Origin of the sequence: Mucilaginibacter sp. L3T2-6, assembly GCF_030519355.1 — a bacterium.
Taxonomy (GTDB): Bacteria; Bacteroidota; Bacteroidia; order Sphingobacteriales; family Sphingobacteriaceae; genus Mucilaginibacter.
The window spans coordinates 330113-347524 of sequence record NZ_JAUMKC010000002.1; the positions used below are offsets into that span (position 1 = coordinate 330113).

Genomic DNA, 17412 nt, shown 5'->3' on the forward strand with positions numbered 1-17412 from the left:
AATAGTATTCGGTAGCTTGCGCCGGAAAAATCGGCGGTTGGAGATTTGCGCAGAAAATGAACCAAGACCGGGCAATGTTGAAGAAGCTTTTATACGCCACGTTAATTTTTGCATGCTTTATTCCAAAGCCAAGCGCTGCCGCTACCGTTAAGCCCGGTGATCTGCAAACTATACTAAAGACCGTTAACCGGATTGACCGCGAAAAGAAAATAGTAAATTATATAAAGGCCTGCCTGCAAGATTCGCCCGAAGCTGATTTGCCGGCCGTTAAACAGGCGCTTGATAATTTATTTGTACAATTGCATGTAGAAAACCGGGATGCCTTTGATTACTTTGCTGAAAGTATTTATCATCGCCGGCTGATGCATATGGATGATGCTGAAGCTGCCATGATAAAGGCCATAAAGCATGCCGGCGATATTGGCGACCATTTCCTGTTGTATTCGTTTTTAAGCCACCTGGCTTTTATTCAAACAGATAAGGGTAATGCGATTGATGCAGTGACAAGCTACGGGCTTGCAAAAAAAGAAGCGATAAAACTGAATGACCCACATCTGCAGTCGCAACTGGATGTAAATCTGTCTGATGTTTACTACAAGAACAACTTCTATAACCAGTCGTTGTTTTACCTGGATCAAGCAGAAGAACTGGCAAGCAGGTACGAACCGGGTGCTGATGATCTTAAAAAGATCATTTATTATAATAAAGCGGAAAACTTCTTCAGGATGAATAAACCTGACTCGTTAAAGCTTTATCATGATAAGCTGATGGGGATCAAGGGAAACCTGTATAAGCTTTATACCTATCAAAAGCGCACGGGGTATTACCTGGAAATACTAAAATACAATTTTAAACATGCTGTTACGCTTATTAAGAGCGTACAACGGGACAGTTTATATAAATATACCGACCAGGACCAGCAAAACCTCGCAGATGCTTATTTTAACGGTGGCAAGACTGATTCGGCCGTGGTTATTATCAAGGGATTGCTTGAGCAACCCTTAGAGGTGAATCATCCGGAAGTAAAGTATCACCTTTATAAGGTACTTGGACAAATTGCAGATGGCAGGGGAGACCATAACCTGGCGCAGGTAAACTTTAAGCTTGCGCTGGAGCAGGCAGAGGATATGATCAGCAGGCTTACCCAGGTTGGTAATATCTCGTCGCAAATTAAGATAGATGAGATAGAAGGCGATTATATTCAGAAGGACGAAGCTTATAAGCGGGAAAGGATCTGGCTGACGTTTGCAGTAGTGATAGCGTTGTTCGTGATCATATTGATAGCGATGTTTTACCGCAGCGCCAGGCAGAAACGACATTACGAAAAATTGCTGTATACCGAGCAAAAGCAGGAACTGGCGTTTATCAACTCACACGAAGTGCGCAAACACCTTTCTAATATCATGGGCATTATTGACGTGATAAAAAATAGCGATGACCGGGCAAAAGAATACAAGCTTTTTGAAGAACATCTGCTTTCCTCTGTGCAATCTATGGATGACGCCATAAAGAATATTTCGGCCAAGCTTGATGAGCACATAATTAGTGGTGAAGATTTTCGTGCATCGCCACCACCTGCTGTTGAACAGCCAAAGGTTACCCGGAATGAAATGCTTAATGAGCTTAAGGCTGGCTAAAGGCCTGGTTAGCTGCGAAAGACCCAACAGTCTGAGCTGATTAAAATTAACAGAATCAAGGCGTTATAGCTTAGGACTAAGTAGTATATCCTAAAATCTTCAGCACCTGCTTGCTGTTCTGTTCTTCACCAAACACCTCGAAGTTGAATGTTTCATCACGATTTCGACGGATAATGACATGTTTGGGCGACGGCAGTAAACAATGGTGAATACCACCGTAGCCGCTCAGTACTTCCTGGTAAGCACCCGTATTAAAAAAGCCCAGGTATTGTACTTTACGGGTTTTTGGCATAAATACACTGTTCATGTGCGCTTCCTGATTGTAATAATCCTGCCCATCACAGGTAATCCCGCCAAGGTTCACGCGCTCGTATTCACTGTCCCAGTTGTTGATCGGCAGCAATATATATTTCTGGTTAAGCGCCCACACGTCGGGAAGATTGGTTATGAATGAGCCATCCAGCATCAGCCAGCGCTCCCGGTCGTTTTGTTGCTTGCGGCCTAACACTTTATATAAAATGCCTGAAGCTTCGGCAACAGTGTATTTGCCAAATTCGGTAATGATATCGGGCTCAACAGTATCGTGTTCGGCGCAAATCTCTTTGATACGGCTTACGATTTCGTTGATCATGTACTCATAATCGAAGTCAAATACCAGCGAATCCTTAAAAGGCATACCCCCGCCAATATCAAGCGTATCCAAATGCGGGTTTATCTTTTTAAACTTACAGTACAGGGTGACATATTTCTCCAGCTCGTTCCAATAGTATGGCGTATCTGATATACCTGAGTTGATAAAGAAATGCAGCAACTTTACCCTGAAGTTAGGGTTACCTTCTATTTTATTATGATAGAAATCGATAATATCTTCCATGCGAACGCCCAGGCGCGAAGTATAAAACTGCGAGTCAGGTTGTTCTTCAGCGGCTATACGTATACCGAGGTTGCATGGCGTATCCATTTCTATCTCATCATCGTAGATATTGAATTCTTCCTTATTATCTAATACAGGTATGATGTTTTTAAAGCCATCATGCAGCATATCGATCAGGTAAGTTTTATACTGGAATGTTTTAAAGCCGTTGCAGATAACGGTAATATCCTTAGTAACCGCGCCTTTTTTCTCCAGCGCGTCAATCATCGGCATATCAAAGGCCGACGAGGTTTCCAGGTGGATGTCGTTTTTAAGCGCTTCCTCAACTATATGCTTAAAGTGTGAGCTTTTGGTGCAATAACAGTATTTGTATGAGCCGCGGTAATTGTTTTTAATAATTGCCTGCTGAAACAGGAGCTTAGCCTGCTGAATTTTTTTGGTTATCATAGGAAGATAAGTGAAGCGCAACGGCGTACCGTAGGTTTCAATCATCTCCATTAAATTGAGGTCGTGAAAGTAAAGTTCATCCTCAATTATCTCAAAACCATCCTGTGGAAAGCCTACGCTCAGGTCAAGAAATTCCTCGTAACTCTGCATGCTATAAAAATTTTGGCAAATGTATATTTTAAACGGAATAATGCGCTATTTGTTAGCAGAATTTTTATAGCAGAAATGTAAAATAGACAATTAAGTTTTTGTTAAGAAATACATTATTTCGGATTAACGAGAGCCACCGGGAAGGCAAGAAGCATCGGCTCTTTAAGGCTGTTATGGGCGTTGTTATGATAATGTTAAATTCTTCAGCTATGTGCCTCCGGCAAATGTACCTCTGCCATCATGCACCTGGTACTACCGCCGCCGTTGGCTTCAATAGTATTAATGTCTGAATAAACCAGCTTTCCGTATTTTTTAAGCGTGGCTTTTTGTTCTTCATCTAATGCACTAAAAGCGTTTTTCGACATCACAATCAATGCTTCGCCTTTGTTATTGTTCACCTCCAGCATATTCCCTGCAAAGCTGTTCATTTGCTCAAATGAGATATCAATGATTTCTTTTTGGGTTGATTGCAGGGATTCTTTAACCAAGATCTTTTCATGCGGATTAGGGATGCTATCCAAACAAATCACCGCGAAACCGCTACCTATACACATTAGCACATTGGTATGATAGATGGCTTGTCCCTTTTCATCAACGGCATCAAAGCTTACAGGCGTATAACCGGCCTGTTCGCAAAATAAATTCAGTACCTCTCTGTCTGTACGGGGGGACAGGCAGGCGTAGACGATCTTATTTACCCTGTCGAGCACCATGCTCCCGGTGCCTTCCAAAAATTTATCCTCTGTCTCAAAGCGGCTTAGGTCGATAATGTGTTTTACTGCAAAGTCATCCTCCAGCTTAGCTATAACATCCTCGCGGCGCTCCAGGCGACGGTTTTCAGCCTGCATCGGATAGAGGAATACGTTGCCATCGGCATGAAACGATACCCAGTTGTTTGGGAAAATCGAATCAGGTGTGTAAGGCTCCGGCGTATCGTCAACAACGGTAACATCTACACCTTCCCCCCGCAGCGTGTTTACCATACGATCGAATTCTTGCTGCGCTTTTTCGTTTACGCCGTCTTTCGCAGCATTCCTGTTTTGAAAAGCGTTGCTGCCAGCGGTTTCCTCGTTAAATCCGAAGTTCACCGGGCGGATCATTAATATGTGGGAGGTTGATTGGTTGTTAGTCATTAGTCATTAGTCATTAGTCATTGGTCATTAGTCACTGGTCATTGGTCAATAGTTATTATAGGCTGGTAGGCGTAGCTATGTAGTCAGTTAGCCATCATACATAACCAATGACTAATGACCAGTGACCAGTGACTAATGACTACAATTTGTCCCTTTGCAGCGGCATGCTCATGCAATGAAATCCGCCGCGGGCGCGCGAAAGCTCTGCAGACGGCATCAGGATCAGCGTATCTTTCATACTTTCAGGATTACGCTCACCACTCTCAAATTGTTTGAGCAGGTCGGCAACTTTTATTATTTCGAAGCCTTTTTGCCTGAATGCGTCTACAGTGTGATCGTTGCGGTCGTAACCTAACACTACACCCTCCTTAAGTGCTAATAAGTTGCAGGAGTCCGTCCATTGTTCGCGCGAGTTGTAAGGAAAAATATCTCCGCCGGAATAAATAAATTCAGTGCTGCCTTCTTCGCACTCCAGGTCTTTTTCGCTGATGTTGCGCAGCAGGTCTTCGATAGTCTGGAACGTTTTCGGCTTCTTATCCTTTCTGAATTGCACAATCTCCACCTTATCCTTCGATTTTTTACCGCTAAACCAGGTAAGCGGGTCATCCAGGTCATCAGGAGTATCAGTTATCGAAAGCGTTTTCAGCAGCACCCACATATTGCGCTTTACCTGCGTAAAAATGGTATCAATATGCATGTAATCCCGTTTATGCGGAATTTTAACGATTGTTACCTTCTTTACCACATCATGCTTAAACAGTAATTTTATCGCCTCGTTGGCTCCGCTGGCCGAGGTGCGCTCGCTGCAGCCTATCAGCAAATGCTGCGGGCTTACCATCATTACATCGCCACCTTCGAGGGTTGTTTTTTGCTCATTGTCCTCGCCCGGCCGTAAAAAGTAATGCACCGTTTCTGGTATCTCGAGGATGTTATTGCGGTAGCCGGCGAATAGCGCGTGGTTAAAGAAAATGTACCGTGCCAGCAAGGTTTCGCGTGCGCGTGCTTTTTTAGCAGGCTTGTTCAGCAGCATGTAGTTGTTTACAGCCACCCCGATATCCCGGCTGAAGATCAGGTTCGGAATAGGTGCAAATATCATCTCATCTTTATTCAGTGAGCCTGATATAATGATTTTTGCCAACTCTGAAGGTTCGGTATCTGTCAACTGGGTTTGCAACTTGTAGCTGCAGCCTTCAATGGCGCATACGGCGGCTATTAATTTTTTCCGGATATCGGGTTCGTTTAAAATATCCTCCAGCAGGGTTTGTATCTCTATTACTTTGCCCGAAGAGTGAAAATTTTTATTGTCCGGCTTATAAAATGAGCGGTTATTTTCTTCTGCATCTACCTCGGCAAGCCGGCCTTTTATCTTGTCCGGGTCAAGGAAATACATCAGCAGCTTGACGTAGTAATCGTATTCATTTTTGCGCATGGTGTCCAGGTGCACAATGTCTTCAAAAAGCCAGTCCTGTGCTTTTGAAGGTACTACTTTGCCCAGCCCGTTATCCGGACTATGGATTAACAAGGCACGCAGGTTTCCAATTTCGGACGTTACATCTAATTTAAAATTACTATTACTGAGGGTCATAAATGGTTGATGGAATGACAAAGTTAGTCCGAAAGTCCGAAAGTCCGAAAAGTCAGGAAGATATTTATCTGAACCGGCGTTATTTTCGTTCGCAGTCTATTGTTCCCGACTTTGGGACCTTCCCGACTTTCGGTCTAAAATGCCTATTTTTGCGCGATGAATTTTATTACCGAAGCTACCGTTAAAGCTGTTAAGCATTTATATAATACCGACATTGCCGCCGCCGACATCAACCTGCAGGAAACGCGCAAGGAATTTGAGGGGCAATTAACCATAATTACATTTCCGTTTACCAGGTTTTCTAAAAAATCGCCGGAACAAACCGGTACTGATATCGGCGCTTTTTTGCAAAACGAGCTGGCTGAGGTTTCAGGTTTTAATGTGATAAAAGGTTTTTTGAATATCTCCTTAGCGGACAGTTACTGGGTTAATCAGCTATACACCGAGATTTCGTCTGATAAATTTGCTGTTAGCGAACCAAACGGTAAAAAAGTGATGGTAGAGTATTCATCTCCCAATACCAATAAACCGCTGCATTTAGGCCATGTACGTAACAACCTCCTCGGTTTTTCAGTTGCGGAGATTTTGGGCGCTGCCGGTTATGAGGTAATAAAAGCTAATTTGGTTAATGACAGGGGCATTCATATCTGTAAATCTATGCTGGCCTGGCAGAAGTTTGGCAATGGCGAAACGCCGGAGTCGTCGGGCATGAAGGGGGATCACCTGGTAGGGAAGTACTACGTTATTTTTGACCAGGAGTATAAAAAGCAAATTGAGGAACTGAGGACTGCCGGACAAACCGAAGACGATGCCAAAAAGAACGCGCCTGTGATAAAAGAAGCCCAGGATATGCTGCTGAAATGGGAGGCAGGAGATGAGGCGGTAATTGGCCTATGGAAAACCATGAATAAATGGGTTTATACAGGCTTCGCTGAGACGTACCGGAAAATGGGCGTTACTTTCGATAAGTTCTATTACGAATCTGATACTTACCTGCTGGGTAAGGATATTATAGAAGAAGGACTGGAAAAAGGAGTTTTCTTTAAGAAAGATGACGGTTCAGTATGGATTGACCTTACGGCCGATGGCCTGGATGAAAAGCTGGTGCTTCGCTCTGATGGTACTTCTGTGTACATTACCCAGGATATGGGTACGGCCCAGTTAAAATATAACGATTTTCACATGGATAAATCCATCTATGTGGTGGGTAACGAGCAGGATTATCATTTTAAAGTGTTGTTCCTTATCCTGCAAAAGCTGGGCAAAGCAGGCGCAGACGGCCTGTTCCATCTTTCGTACGGGATGGTGGATCTGCCATCGGGTAAAATGAAATCGCGTGAAGGAACCGTTGTAGATGCCGACGATTTAATGGCAGGTATGGAGGACGCGGCTAAACAGCAAGCGCTCGATATCGGTAAGATGGAGGGCTTTAGCGAAACAGAAAAAGAGCACTTGTACCATACCATCGGTATGGGTGCGTTAAAGTATTTCCTGCTAAAGGTCGATCCAAAAAAGCGTATACTGTTTAATCCGCAGGAATCTATAGAGCTGCAGGGGCATACCGGACCGTTTATACAATATACCCATGCCCGCATTAAATCTGTTTTAAATAAGGCCGGATTTAAAGGTAAAGGCGCCGAGGGTAATTATACCGCGCTTGAGCCTGCAGAACGCGATATTATAGTATTGCTAACACAGTTTCCGGAAATTATTAAGAATGCCGCTGAAAGCTACAGCCCGGCGATTGTAGCCAATTATGTTTATGAACTGGCTAAAGCTTATAATAAATTTTACCAGGACACGCCAATATTAAAGGTTGATGATGAGAATGTGAAGCAATTCAGGCTGCAGTTATCGGCAGCCACTGCAAAGGTCATCAATAAAGCTATGAAATTGCTGGGCATTGAAGTGCCGGAGAGAATGTAGCTACAATTGTAAACGGGCAGTTGACAGCGGCAATAACTGCCTACTGCTAACCGCCCGCTGCAACCCTGCTACTTGTGCCAGTGTCCTCTGTGCCATGTATATCCACGGCCGGTATGTGTCCAGTTTCCGCGTATATAGGTGCGGCCGGGCCTTGGCCTAGCCCAATATCCTCTGCGGTAAACGTATCTTCCGCCGCTGTAACCCCAGTCGCCATCAATCCAAACGGCTCCGGCATAGGGGGCTACCGGTCTTTCGTAAACGGGCTCGACGGGTTGGTCGGCCACATAGTACTCTCCTGAACATGAGGCCAGGAACAACGAGCCTGCTAAAGACGTCATTATTCCTATTTTCGATAATGTATTCATTGGTAAATTATTTATTAAAAAATAGATAGCTACCAGGTAGGACAATTATCGTTCCGAAAGGTTTAGTGAAGTCCCAAAGTCAGAAAGGTGCGGAAGTTCGAAAGAAGTTACACTGAATGCTGAAATTCTTAAACGGAGTATTTGGTTGAATTGCAGAGACGCGAACCGTCACGTCTCTGGGAAAATGATATTTTACCGCGCAAATTTTTCCGACAGGACTAAATCCTTGCTACCCGGGGTATATTTGTAAAAGCCTCTGGCAGACTTTACGCCCGTGTGTCCGGCAGTTACCATGTTAACCAATAGCGGGCAGGGCGCGTATTTCTGGTTACCGAAGCCGTTATACAATACGTTTAATATAGCCAGGCAGACATCCAGCCCAATAAAATCAGCCAGTTGCAGCGGACCCATAGGATGGGCCATGCCTAATTTCATCACCGTGTCGATTTCTTCCACTCCGGCAACACCTTCATATAAGGTATAAACAGCCTCATTTATCATCGGCATTAAAATGCGGTTAGCCACAAAACCGGGATAATCGTTCACCTCAACAGGCGATTTTTCAAGGTTGACCGACAGTTCCATAATGGTTTTGGTTACCGAATCAGTTGTGGCGTAACCCCTGATAACCTCCACCAGCTTCATTACGGGCACCGGGTTCATAAAGTGCATGCCGATTACATTGCCGGGGGTTTTAGTTACCGAAGCGATCTGCGTAATGGAGATGGACGACGTGTTTGAAGCCAGGATGGTATTTTCGCCGCAATACTCACTTAATTGCCTAAACAGGCTCAGCTTTACTTCCCGGTTTTCGGTCGCAGCTTCAACAACAAGGTCTGCGTTCGTAACAGCCGTTTTTAAGTCGGTGTAAGTTGTAATGTTATTTAAGGCAGATGTTTTAACGGCCTCGTCGATAGCACCTTTTTTTATCTGGCGGTCCAAATTACCCGTTATTGTTTGTATCGCGCGAGCCAGGGCATCTTCTTTAACATCCACCAAATTTACCTTATAACCATGCTGGGCAAAGGTGTGTGCGATTCCGTTACCCATCGTTCCGGAACCTATTACTGTAATATTGTTCATAATTGGAGTAGTTGATTAAGTTAGATTAAGAGAGAGGTTGATATATTCTTAATCCCGGCACAAAGGTAGCCGGGATTGCTAGATTTTAGAGATTTTCGCAGATATTTTTGACGATGGATCTACTCAATCGAACCAGTCAGTTCAATCCAATCAGCTACAGATCAATGTACCTTCCTGCATCAACAACAGCCTTTTTATCAACGGCGGGGTATTCGGGGATGTGGCCGAGTAATTTAACACCTGTATATTCTAGTATATAATCTTTTGAATAGATGTCTTTAGCGCCATTGAAAATGATGCCCATGATAGGTATATCCCGCTGCTTCAAAGCATCAACCGATAAAAGCGTGTGGTTGATGCTGCCGAGATAGTTTTGGGTAACCAGTATCACCGGTGTTTTTAGCTGTTTTATAAGGTCGATGATCAGAAAGTGATCATTAAGCGGTACCATAAGTCCGCCGGCGCCTTCTATAATAAGCTTGTTGTTGGTTTCGGGGATAACAAATTTATTTTCGTGGATAGTAATCTTGTCGATTGCGGCAGATTTATGCGGCGAGAAAGGTTGGGTCAAACCGTATGTTTCCGGATGGAAGACGGAAATTTGATTGCTTATTAAACTTTTTACTGTTTTGGTGTCACTGGTTTCCAGGTCGCCAGACTGTACGGGTTTCCAGTAATCGGCCTTTAACTTTTCAACCAGTGCTGCGGATACAATAGTTTTACCTATACCGGTCCCTATCCCTGTTACGAATATTGTTTCATTTTGCATCTGCAAATGTATTTAAAGTATCGGCTAAGAAGGTTATTTCTTCGGATGTATTGAATGAATGAAGGCAAATTCTTATTCTTTCGCTTCCCTTGGGGACCGTAGGACTAAGAATAGGGCGTACGTCAAGGCCCTTCTTTTGCAGGTTTTGAGCAATTGCTATCGCTTTATCGTTACTGTTTACAACCACACATTGTATGGCGCTCTCGCTAGCGATCAACAGATTTTTTTTGTCTACGGTTTGTTTAAATAGCCGGATGTTGTTTTTTAATTTTTCTATTGCGCTTGCCGAGTGCTGTAACCGCCGGTAGGCCATTTTAACCGACACGATTTGATGCAGCGGCGCAGCGGTAGTATAAATAAAAGATCTGGCAAAGTTTATCAGATACTCGCGCAGCGAATAACTGCCTATAACAATAGCGCCATGACTACCGAGCGCCTTGCCAAAAGTTACTACTCTTGCAAAAACTTTCTTTTTCAGGGTGTTGTCCACCAGGCCGAATCCGTATAAGCCAACAGCGTGGGCTTCATCTACTATTAACGCAGCATTGTAAAGCCCCGCAAGCGCTGCTATTGCAGCCAATGGCGGTGAATCCCCATCCATTGAATACACGCTTTCAATACCAATATAACAATTGCCTTTGGCGAGCTTCAGCTTTTCCTCAAGGCTATGCAGGTCATTGTGCTTAAAGGTGTACCTGTTGGCGAAGCTTAACCGGGCGCCATCAATTATTGATGCATGAGCCAGCTCGTCCAGTATTACCGTATCGCCGCGCTGCGGCAGTGATGAAAACAAACCGAGGTTAGCATCATAACCGGAATTGAATATTAATCCGGCCTCGCATCCATGCATACCGGCTATATAGCTTTCCGTTTCTTCGGTGTAATTTGAATTGCCCGATAATAGCCTTGAACCGGTTGAGCCATTCTTAACGGGTTGCAACCGAGCTATTTCCTTATCGATGAGATTTCCTAATTCCGCTGACCGGGCGAAACCCAGGTAGTCGTTTGAACAAAAATCGACCAGCGTATTATCCTGCTTCAATGTTCGGTATGTGCCGGACGCCTGCCTTTCCTGCAGCTTTTTACTGATAAAATGTTCTGTATTTACCAACGGATGAAATTTTGGTAAAAATAATAAAGCGCCCCGGTTTAATGAGACGCTTTATGGTTAAACTTTAAGCAGGGTCATTATTTACCGCCGCCGCCGCCGCCTTGCATCCTGGCGCGTCGCTCATCCATCATTTTTTGCCAGGCCGTTGCCTGATCAGGAGTTAAGAGTGCTTTAATCTTATCATTTGCAGCCTGCATAATGGGGCGGAAAGCCGACCTGTCGCCACCTGCATTGCGTAAACTGTCTATGCTTTTCGCCTGGGTCTCATAGATAGCTGTAATTTTAGCTGTTTGGTCGTCAGTTAGTTTCAGCTGTGTTTGCAGCATCTTGGCCCTTTCTTCAGGAGATCTTCTTTGGCCACCACCTTGTGCATGGCTCACTGCTGTAAGTCCTAAGAGTACACAGCATACTAATAAAATCTTTCTCATTGTCTTTCAGAGTTTTTTAATCTATAGATAAAGATAAATGCAATAAGGTTTAAGTGTTAGGATGTAACTTAATTGTTGCGGGGCGGTAATGTTGCAAAGTTGAAAAGTTTTAAGGTTGGAATGTTGATTTGCAGTCTAATAATGCGGTTGGGTGCCGCTCAGACAATGAGAGTTGAAATATTGTAATCATATTGATACAATATTTCAACTTTATTTGGGTGAAATTAGTTATTGCTCTTTAGGTTTGATATAGACCGCTGCATCTGTGCCATCATACTTGTAAGGCTTTCGAGGGTTGGCTCTGGTGTTGGAGTTGGCAGGGTGGTAGATATATAGGCTTTTGCTTTCCATAACTCCAGGATGTCTTCGCCGCTTACCTCGTATGGTTCATAAACGGGATTGTCTGATACAAGCTTCAGCTTTTTGTTGTCTTTAAATTTATTGCCAATGCGCTTATAAACAACGCCTTCAGTTTTTGAGACTACTACATAGGTTTCAGAGTGCTTAACATCGCTCCAATTTTCTACATATTCACCTATAATTATCGAGCCGGATTCCAACGGAAGCATCGAATCACCCTTAATTTCGAAAGCGCGGTAGGTACCTTGTTTAAAGGCAGGCATAGGCAGGTAAAATTTGGGGAGCGCTGCTACATATTCGCGGTCGGCATAACCATTTAAATAACCCGCCGCTGCTTTAGTGGGCACCAATTCAATGTTTTCATTGTCGTCTTTATCAACAGAAATCGTCAGGATGCGCAGGTTCGCCGGGTTGCCTTTGGGTTTCGGCACCCACTTTTCATCGATTTCATCATTAATGAAATCATCTATCGAGATTTCAAAGTAGGTTGCTATTTTTTTTAGTAAATCATACTTTGGGTCTGCCCGGTCTTCTTCGTAAGCGCCTACTAACGAACGTTTTATGCCTAATTCATCAGCAAATTGCTGTTGTGTAAGGCCTTTCTTTTTGCGAAGAAATTTAATATTTGAAGGAATATTTGACATAAAAATTTGGAATTGCTAAAATAGTTAGTATTTTTATGCTCATAAAATTAGTAATTATTTTTCAAACAGCAAATTTTATTTATCAATATGAAACGCTTTATCTATATCATTACCGACAGAAATCGTAATAATCTGCATGTTGGCCTATGTTCTGACCTGTTGAAAACCCTGGAATTTTACCGCCAGATGCCTACGTTATTTTTTGATAACTCCAAACAGCTAAACCGTTTGGTATATTTTGAAGAGATAAATAACGAGGAGCAGGCCATGGAACGCTTTAAGACAGTCAGCACTTATACAAGGCCGCAGAAGGAAAAAATGATCAGGCCTGTTAATCCGGATTGGATAGACCTGACCATTGGCTTAAATTACGAAAGCGGGGTAAGGGTAAGGCCGCAAATGCGCCCGTCAATCAGCTCAAGCCGTGCGGCTGTTACTTTTTAATGAATTTTAAGGCAGCGGAGTTCATGCAATATCTTTTACCGCCGCGGCTTGGCGGGCCATCATCAAATACGTGGCCGAGATGCAACCCTGTACTGCGCTCAATAACTTCATCACGAACCATGCCGTCGCTGTTGTCGGTTATTATTTCAATTTTTTTAGGGTCAACCGGTTTTACAAAACTTGGCCAGCCGGTGCCGCTGTCAAATTTGTCTTCAGATGAAAATAAAACCTCGCCGGTTGCAGCACTAACGTAAACACCTTTCTCTTTATTCTCGTCGTATGCATTATGAAAAGGTGGCTCGGTGCCGCTTTCAACCATAATATGATAAGCTTCGGGGTTAAGCACTTTTTTCCACTCTGCGGGCGTCCTGCTCATTTTGCGTTTGGGATCGTATTTTTTAATTTGCCCGCTGCTTGGCTGGCAGCCGAATGCTGTAAGTACAGCCAGCAGGGTGACTGCAAAAATCGATTTCTTCATGTTAATAAGTTTTTGATTTGGTCGGACCAATTCCTTAATCCTTACAGTACAAGTTACGAAAAATGTTAACGTCAGGTTTGCTGGCTGGCGCAATTCAATTTGTAATTGTCCGGCTGCAATATGTGGTATAGAAAGGTTCCGGTCTGCAGAACCGTGTAATCGGGGCCCTCAACGGTCATTTTAAATAAAAAAATCCTGTTGATGGTCGTCAACAGGATTTAATATCCTTGTGCAAGGCATAACGATTATGCTCTGCATCTTATTTTAGTCTTTAATTACTTCGCGGCAGCTGCTTTAGCCAGTGCTTCGTTATTTTTAGCTATCTGGTTGCCCTTTTTTTCTGCACTGCGGCTTCCAGGCTCAATGTTGGTAGCCAATTTTAAAAATTGTACTTCTAAGCGCGAAGTAGTTTTATTTCTCCTGTCTTTTCTTTTTAAACGAGTAACGCCCATGGCTTTTAATTTTAATGTTCTTTAATCCCGAGGTCGAAAGCGGATTCGAACCGCTGTAGGAGGTTTTGCAGACCTCTGCCTAGCCACTCGGCCATTCGACCTTTTTTTACAAGGCTGCAAAAATAACAATTATTTATTGCTTGCCAAGTTTATTTCTGCTTATTTCTGCACAAAATAATGCGGTAGCTATGCCCACGTTCAACGATTCTGCTTTTCCGAGCCGCGGGATGGTTACCGGCTTATCTATTAAGCGCTCAATACCAGGCCGAACCCCGTTACCTTCATTGCCCATAACCAACAGGCCTTCGTTACCAAATTGAGTGCTGTAAATATTTTCGCCCTGCAGCATTGCCCCATATATTGGTAAGCCGAGTTGAGGTAAAACATTTTCAATATCAACATAATGTACGTTTATTCGCGACAGCGAGCCCATGCTGGCCTGTACTACTTTTGGGTTATAGGCGTCAACAGTGTCTTCGGAGCATATCACATCTGTAATGCCAAACCAATCGGCGGTGCGGATAATAGTGCCCATGTTGCCGGGGTCCTGCACGCCATCTAAAACTAATGAGAACTTTTGTTTGAGCTTTTGGTTATTAAGCATCGGGTGCTGCGGAATTTGCACCAGGGCAATTACATCCTGCGGGGTTTTCAGGCTGCTTACTTTCTGAACGTCTGTAACGGAAATGTTATATAAATTTATTTTTCGGGATAAATTAAGCAATTTTGGGTCGAACGAAGCAGTGTGGTAGACGGCCTCGACCGGATAGCGGGAATTTAGAAATTCTATAACCGATTTATACCCTTCCACCAAAAACAGGCCGCTCTGTTTGCGCTCTTTTTTGTGTTGAAGGGATTTTAGAAAACTGACTTGAGATTTTGAAAGCATATATACAACCTATTAGTTCCCGCCTTGCAATATTAAGTATTTTGCTGTTGTTTATAGGCAGCGGCTGTAGCTTAACCCGCCGCCTTAAGGACAATGAGGCATTGGTGCGTAAAATTGAGATAAAGGGAGTTGATAAAGAGTTTGCCGAAGCCGCAGTTTTATATGTAGATAAGGGGCAGCAACCTAATAACGTCATCAACCTTCAGTTTTACTACCTGTTCAGCAAGAACGGCAAGCGCGACATAGGCGAACCGCCCGCCATACTGGACAGCGGCCTGGTAGAATTTTCGCGCCTTCAGATCGAACGCTTTTTACAGAACAAGGGTTATCTAAAGGCTAAAGTCGCCGATTCAATACTCGTAAAAAAGAAAAAAGCGACGCTGATATTTTCGGCTACTGAAGGGCCTTTGTTCCGTATCCGAAAACTGGAAGACAGCATAGCTGACCCATTGGTAAGAGACTTATACCGGGTAAACCGTCCCCGGTTTTCGCATGTGCAGCCGGGCGGCAGGTTTGATACCGACAGCCTGGCTTATGACCGTGACGAATTTTACCTGGTAATGAAACGAAACGGGTATTATGATTTTTATCGTCAGTACATCAATTATCAATACGACTCAACCTTCCGCAGCAGCGTGGTAGATATCAAAATGATCATAGATAACCCGCCGGGCCGGTCTGCGCACCCTATTTATACCATTAACAACACACTGGTAACCGTAACGAAAAGTAACGGCCGCACTACTGGCAAGGCTGATACCCTGCAGGTTGACTCACAGTTCAGATATGTTGATTACTCCGGGAGGTTTAAGCCTCATGCGGTCATCAATTATGTGTTCCAGAAAAAAGGCGACAGGTACGACATCGACAAACAAACACTCACCACGTCGCGATTATCCGAACTGAACGTGTTCCGAAATGTGCCCAACCCCACCTATACTAAACTGGCCGATAGTACCAACCGCCTTAATACACGCATAGATATAACGCCTCTCAAACAATTCAGCGACCGTGTTGAAGGAGAATTCCTGTTTAACGGCGGACGTTTCGGCTATAACCTGGGGAATACATTCACAAACAGAAATGTTTTTAAGAACGCCGCTATCCTTCAGATCAAAACAAACTGGAGTGTATTGTTCGATAATAACAGCAGCACAATAAATCACGCGGCTATCCAAAACCAGGACCTGCGGCTTGGCGCCAGCATTATTTACCCGAGATTGATAGTCCCGGGCGTAACGCTGCCGATTTTTGGAAAATACAGTGTGCCACATACTACCTTGTCCAGCAACTATCAATTATTTTATCAAAAAGGCCTGGTTTCCCGCGAGAGCTTTACCAATTCCATCACCTACGATTTTTACGAAACCTCTCATAAGCTGCATATTTTTACGCCAATAAGCTTTGAATATTCGCGGGGCCGTATAGATACCGCGGCACAGCGGGAGCTGATAGAAAAGAACCTTTATGCCTACAGTTATCTTATCGGGCGCACTATATTTTCAATAGGCAGCCAGTACACTTATCAGCTGAATACCGACAGACTAAACACCTTCGGCAACTTTACTTATTTCAGGGGAAGTATCGATATCGGCGGCAACTCGCTTAGCCTTGTCAGCAATATTTTAAAAACCAAGCGCGATACTGCCGGCAACCGCACTATTTTTGGCTATCCCTTTGCCCAGTATGCCAAAGTGGAGACCGACCTGCGTATTTACCGGAGTTTGGGCGGCGAGCGGCAGTTTATCTTCCGTATTAATCCAGGGATAGGTGTGCCATACGGAAACAGCGACGACCAGCACTGGATATTTGAAAAGGAATTTTATGCAGGCGGGGCGAATGATATGCGCGCATGGCTTCCCCGTACTTTGGGGCCGGGGCAGTTTAACCGTGCTAAGTTTTACGGTCCGTCAAGCGGCGACCCCTTACACCCGTCAAGCGGCGACCTGCTCAGGGCCAAGCTGAAATACCTGGATGAATATGGCGAAATAAAAATTATCACCAACGCTGAATATCGCTATAAACTTGCCGACAACTTTTTTGGGGCAAAATTAAAGGGCGCTGTATTTGTGGATGCCGGCAACGTATGGCGTCTGCACAAACAGCCTGATCAGCCAAACTCAGAATTCAGACTGAATAATATTCTGCAATCTACCGCAATGGATATCGGCACCGGCCTCCGGTTCGACCTTTCTTTCTTTGTGTTTCGCCTGGATGCTGCGTTTAAATTTAAAGACCCTCAATTTACCGGCGCTGATTCGTGGGTGCTTGTCCATCACTTCAGCGAGCTGTTTACGCCCGGGGAATTTAAGGCGCGATACAAAGCCGCCAACACCGGTGATAGCTATAACTTTATGCAGTTGAACTTTGGCGTGGGGATGCCTTTTTAGTTCAATGTAATAGTTCATTGTTCATAGCAGGATAATATTTTTGTTATATAGCAAACACTTGAAGGGTTAGATACTACTTCCTGCAGCGGCTATGAACTGTTAACCATCAATTAAGAACTCTCCAAGTACTTTTATGTATCGTATCTATCTATAAATGCGCATCGTAATCGCGTACAACCAAAGGGAATATTGCGTGTTGGCAACCTTGCCTTATAGTTTAATATCTATGAAAATAAAGGCGCCATGG

General features: G+C 43.9%; 16 protein-coding genes and 1 tRNA gene. 4 read left to right on the forward strand and 13 right to left on the reverse strand.

Features of this window, described 5'->3' with window-relative positions; genetic code table 11:
* Nucleotides 1–56 precede the first annotated feature (56 nt).
* The gene (locus tag Q3W13_RS03840; RefSeq protein WP_302861476.1) at nt 57–1637 is read left to right on the forward strand and encodes a hypothetical protein; all 1581 of its coding nucleotides are present in this window, start codon (nt 57–59) and stop codon (nt 1635–1637) included.
* Nucleotides 1638–1713: 76 nt separating this feature from the next.
* On the opposite strand, the gene Q3W13_RS03845 is transcribed toward Q3W13_RS03840, so the two are convergent.
* The 3 genes from Q3W13_RS03845 to Q3W13_RS03855 form a co-directional block, all read right to left on the reverse strand.
* On the reverse strand, nt 1714–3108 hold the full coding sequence (locus tag Q3W13_RS03845) for an arginine decarboxylase (protein ID WP_302861477.1): 1395 nt from the start codon (nt 3106–3108) through the stop codon (nt 1714–1716).
* A 203-nt stretch (nt 3109–3311) separates the two neighbouring features.
* A complete protein-coding gene (gene ctlX, locus Q3W13_RS03850) occupies nt 3312–4241 on the reverse strand; it encodes a citrulline utilization hydrolase CtlX (RefSeq protein WP_302861480.1) in 930 nt (309 codons plus the stop codon).
* A gap of 139 nt (nt 4242–4380) precedes the next feature.
* A complete protein-coding gene (locus tag Q3W13_RS03855) occupies nt 4381–5826 on the reverse strand; it encodes an arginine deiminase family protein (protein ID WP_302861481.1) in 1446 nt (481 codons plus the stop codon).
* 156 nt (nt 5827–5982) lie between these two features.
* Between Q3W13_RS03855 and argS the strand changes: the two genes are divergently transcribed.
* Nucleotides 5983–7752: an arginine--tRNA ligase gene (gene argS / locus Q3W13_RS03860; protein ID WP_302861482.1), complete on the forward strand. Its 1770-nt coding sequence runs from the start codon at nt 5983–5985 to the stop codon at nt 7750–7752.
* 68 nt (nt 7753–7820) lie between these two features.
* On the opposite strand, the gene Q3W13_RS03865 is transcribed toward argS, so the two are convergent.
* From Q3W13_RS03865 to Q3W13_RS03890, 6 genes are all read right to left on the reverse strand, one after another.
* Nucleotides 7821–8117: a hypothetical protein gene (locus tag Q3W13_RS03865; RefSeq protein WP_302861483.1), complete on the reverse strand. Its 297-nt coding sequence runs from the start codon at nt 8115–8117 to the stop codon at nt 7821–7823.
* A gap of 192 nt (nt 8118–8309) precedes the next feature.
* On the reverse strand, nt 8310–9200 hold the full coding sequence (locus Q3W13_RS03870; RefSeq protein ID WP_302861485.1) for a 3-hydroxyacyl-CoA dehydrogenase family protein: 891 nt from the start codon (nt 9198–9200) through the stop codon (nt 8310–8312).
* Between the two features lie 154 nt (nt 9201–9354).
* The gene (bioD, locus tag Q3W13_RS03875; protein ID WP_302861487.1) at nt 9355–9969 is read right to left on the reverse strand and encodes a dethiobiotin synthase; all 615 of its coding nucleotides are present in this window, start codon (nt 9967–9969) and stop codon (nt 9355–9357) included.
* Nucleotides 9959–11080, reverse strand: a complete 1122-nt coding sequence (locus tag Q3W13_RS03880) for an 8-amino-7-oxononanoate synthase (RefSeq protein ID WP_302861488.1) — start codon at nt 11078–11080, stop codon at nt 9959–9961. Before Q3W13_RS03880 ends, bioD begins: the two co-directional genes overlap by 11 nt.
* Before the next feature lie 77 nt (nt 11081–11157).
* Complete coding sequence (locus Q3W13_RS03885; RefSeq protein WP_302861490.1) at nt 11158–11508, reverse strand: Spy/CpxP family protein refolding chaperone; 351 nt, start codon at nt 11506–11508, stop codon at nt 11158–11160.
* Between the two features lie 224 nt (nt 11509–11732).
* Nucleotides 11733–12512 (reverse strand): LexA family transcriptional regulator, encoded by a 780-nt coding sequence (locus Q3W13_RS03890; protein WP_302861493.1) that lies wholly within the window; start codon nt 12510–12512, stop codon nt 11733–11735.
* Nucleotides 12513–12599: 87 nt separating this feature from the next.
* On the opposite strand from Q3W13_RS03890, the gene Q3W13_RS03895 reads away from it, so the two are divergent.
* A complete protein-coding gene (locus Q3W13_RS03895) occupies nt 12600–12956 on the forward strand; it encodes a GIY-YIG nuclease family protein (RefSeq protein ID WP_302861495.1) in 357 nt (118 codons plus the stop codon).
* Here Q3W13_RS03895 and msrB read toward each other — a convergent pair.
* The 4 genes from msrB to Q3W13_RS03915 all read right to left on the reverse strand — a co-directional run bounded on the left by msrB (nt 12946) and on the right by Q3W13_RS03915 (nt 14775).
* The gene (msrB, locus tag Q3W13_RS03900) at nt 12946–13434 is read right to left on the reverse strand and encodes a peptide-methionine (R)-S-oxide reductase MsrB (RefSeq protein WP_302861498.1); all 489 of its coding nucleotides are present in this window, start codon (nt 13432–13434) and stop codon (nt 12946–12948) included. The two genes, Q3W13_RS03895 and msrB, sit on opposite strands and share 11 nt — an antisense overlap.
* Nucleotides 13435–13709: 275 nt before the next feature.
* The gene (locus tag Q3W13_RS03905; protein WP_302861501.1) at nt 13710–13886 is read right to left on the reverse strand and encodes a spore protein; all 177 of its coding nucleotides are present in this window, start codon (nt 13884–13886) and stop codon (nt 13710–13712) included.
* A gap of 30 nt (nt 13887–13916) precedes the next feature.
* A tRNA-Cys gene (locus Q3W13_RS03910) sits at nt 13917–13987 on the reverse strand.
* 32 nt (nt 13988–14019) lie between these two features.
* Nucleotides 14020–14775, reverse strand: a complete 756-nt coding sequence (locus Q3W13_RS03915; RefSeq protein WP_302861503.1) for an RNA methyltransferase — start codon at nt 14773–14775, stop codon at nt 14020–14022.
* Between Q3W13_RS03915 and Q3W13_RS03920 the strand changes: the two genes are divergently transcribed.
* Entirely contained in the window at nt 14766–17165 is a 2400-nt protein-coding gene (locus Q3W13_RS03920; protein WP_302861506.1) for a BamA/TamA family outer membrane protein, read from the forward strand. The genes Q3W13_RS03915 and Q3W13_RS03920 overlap by 10 nt on opposite strands.
* Nucleotides 17166–17412: the final 247 nt, after the last annotated feature.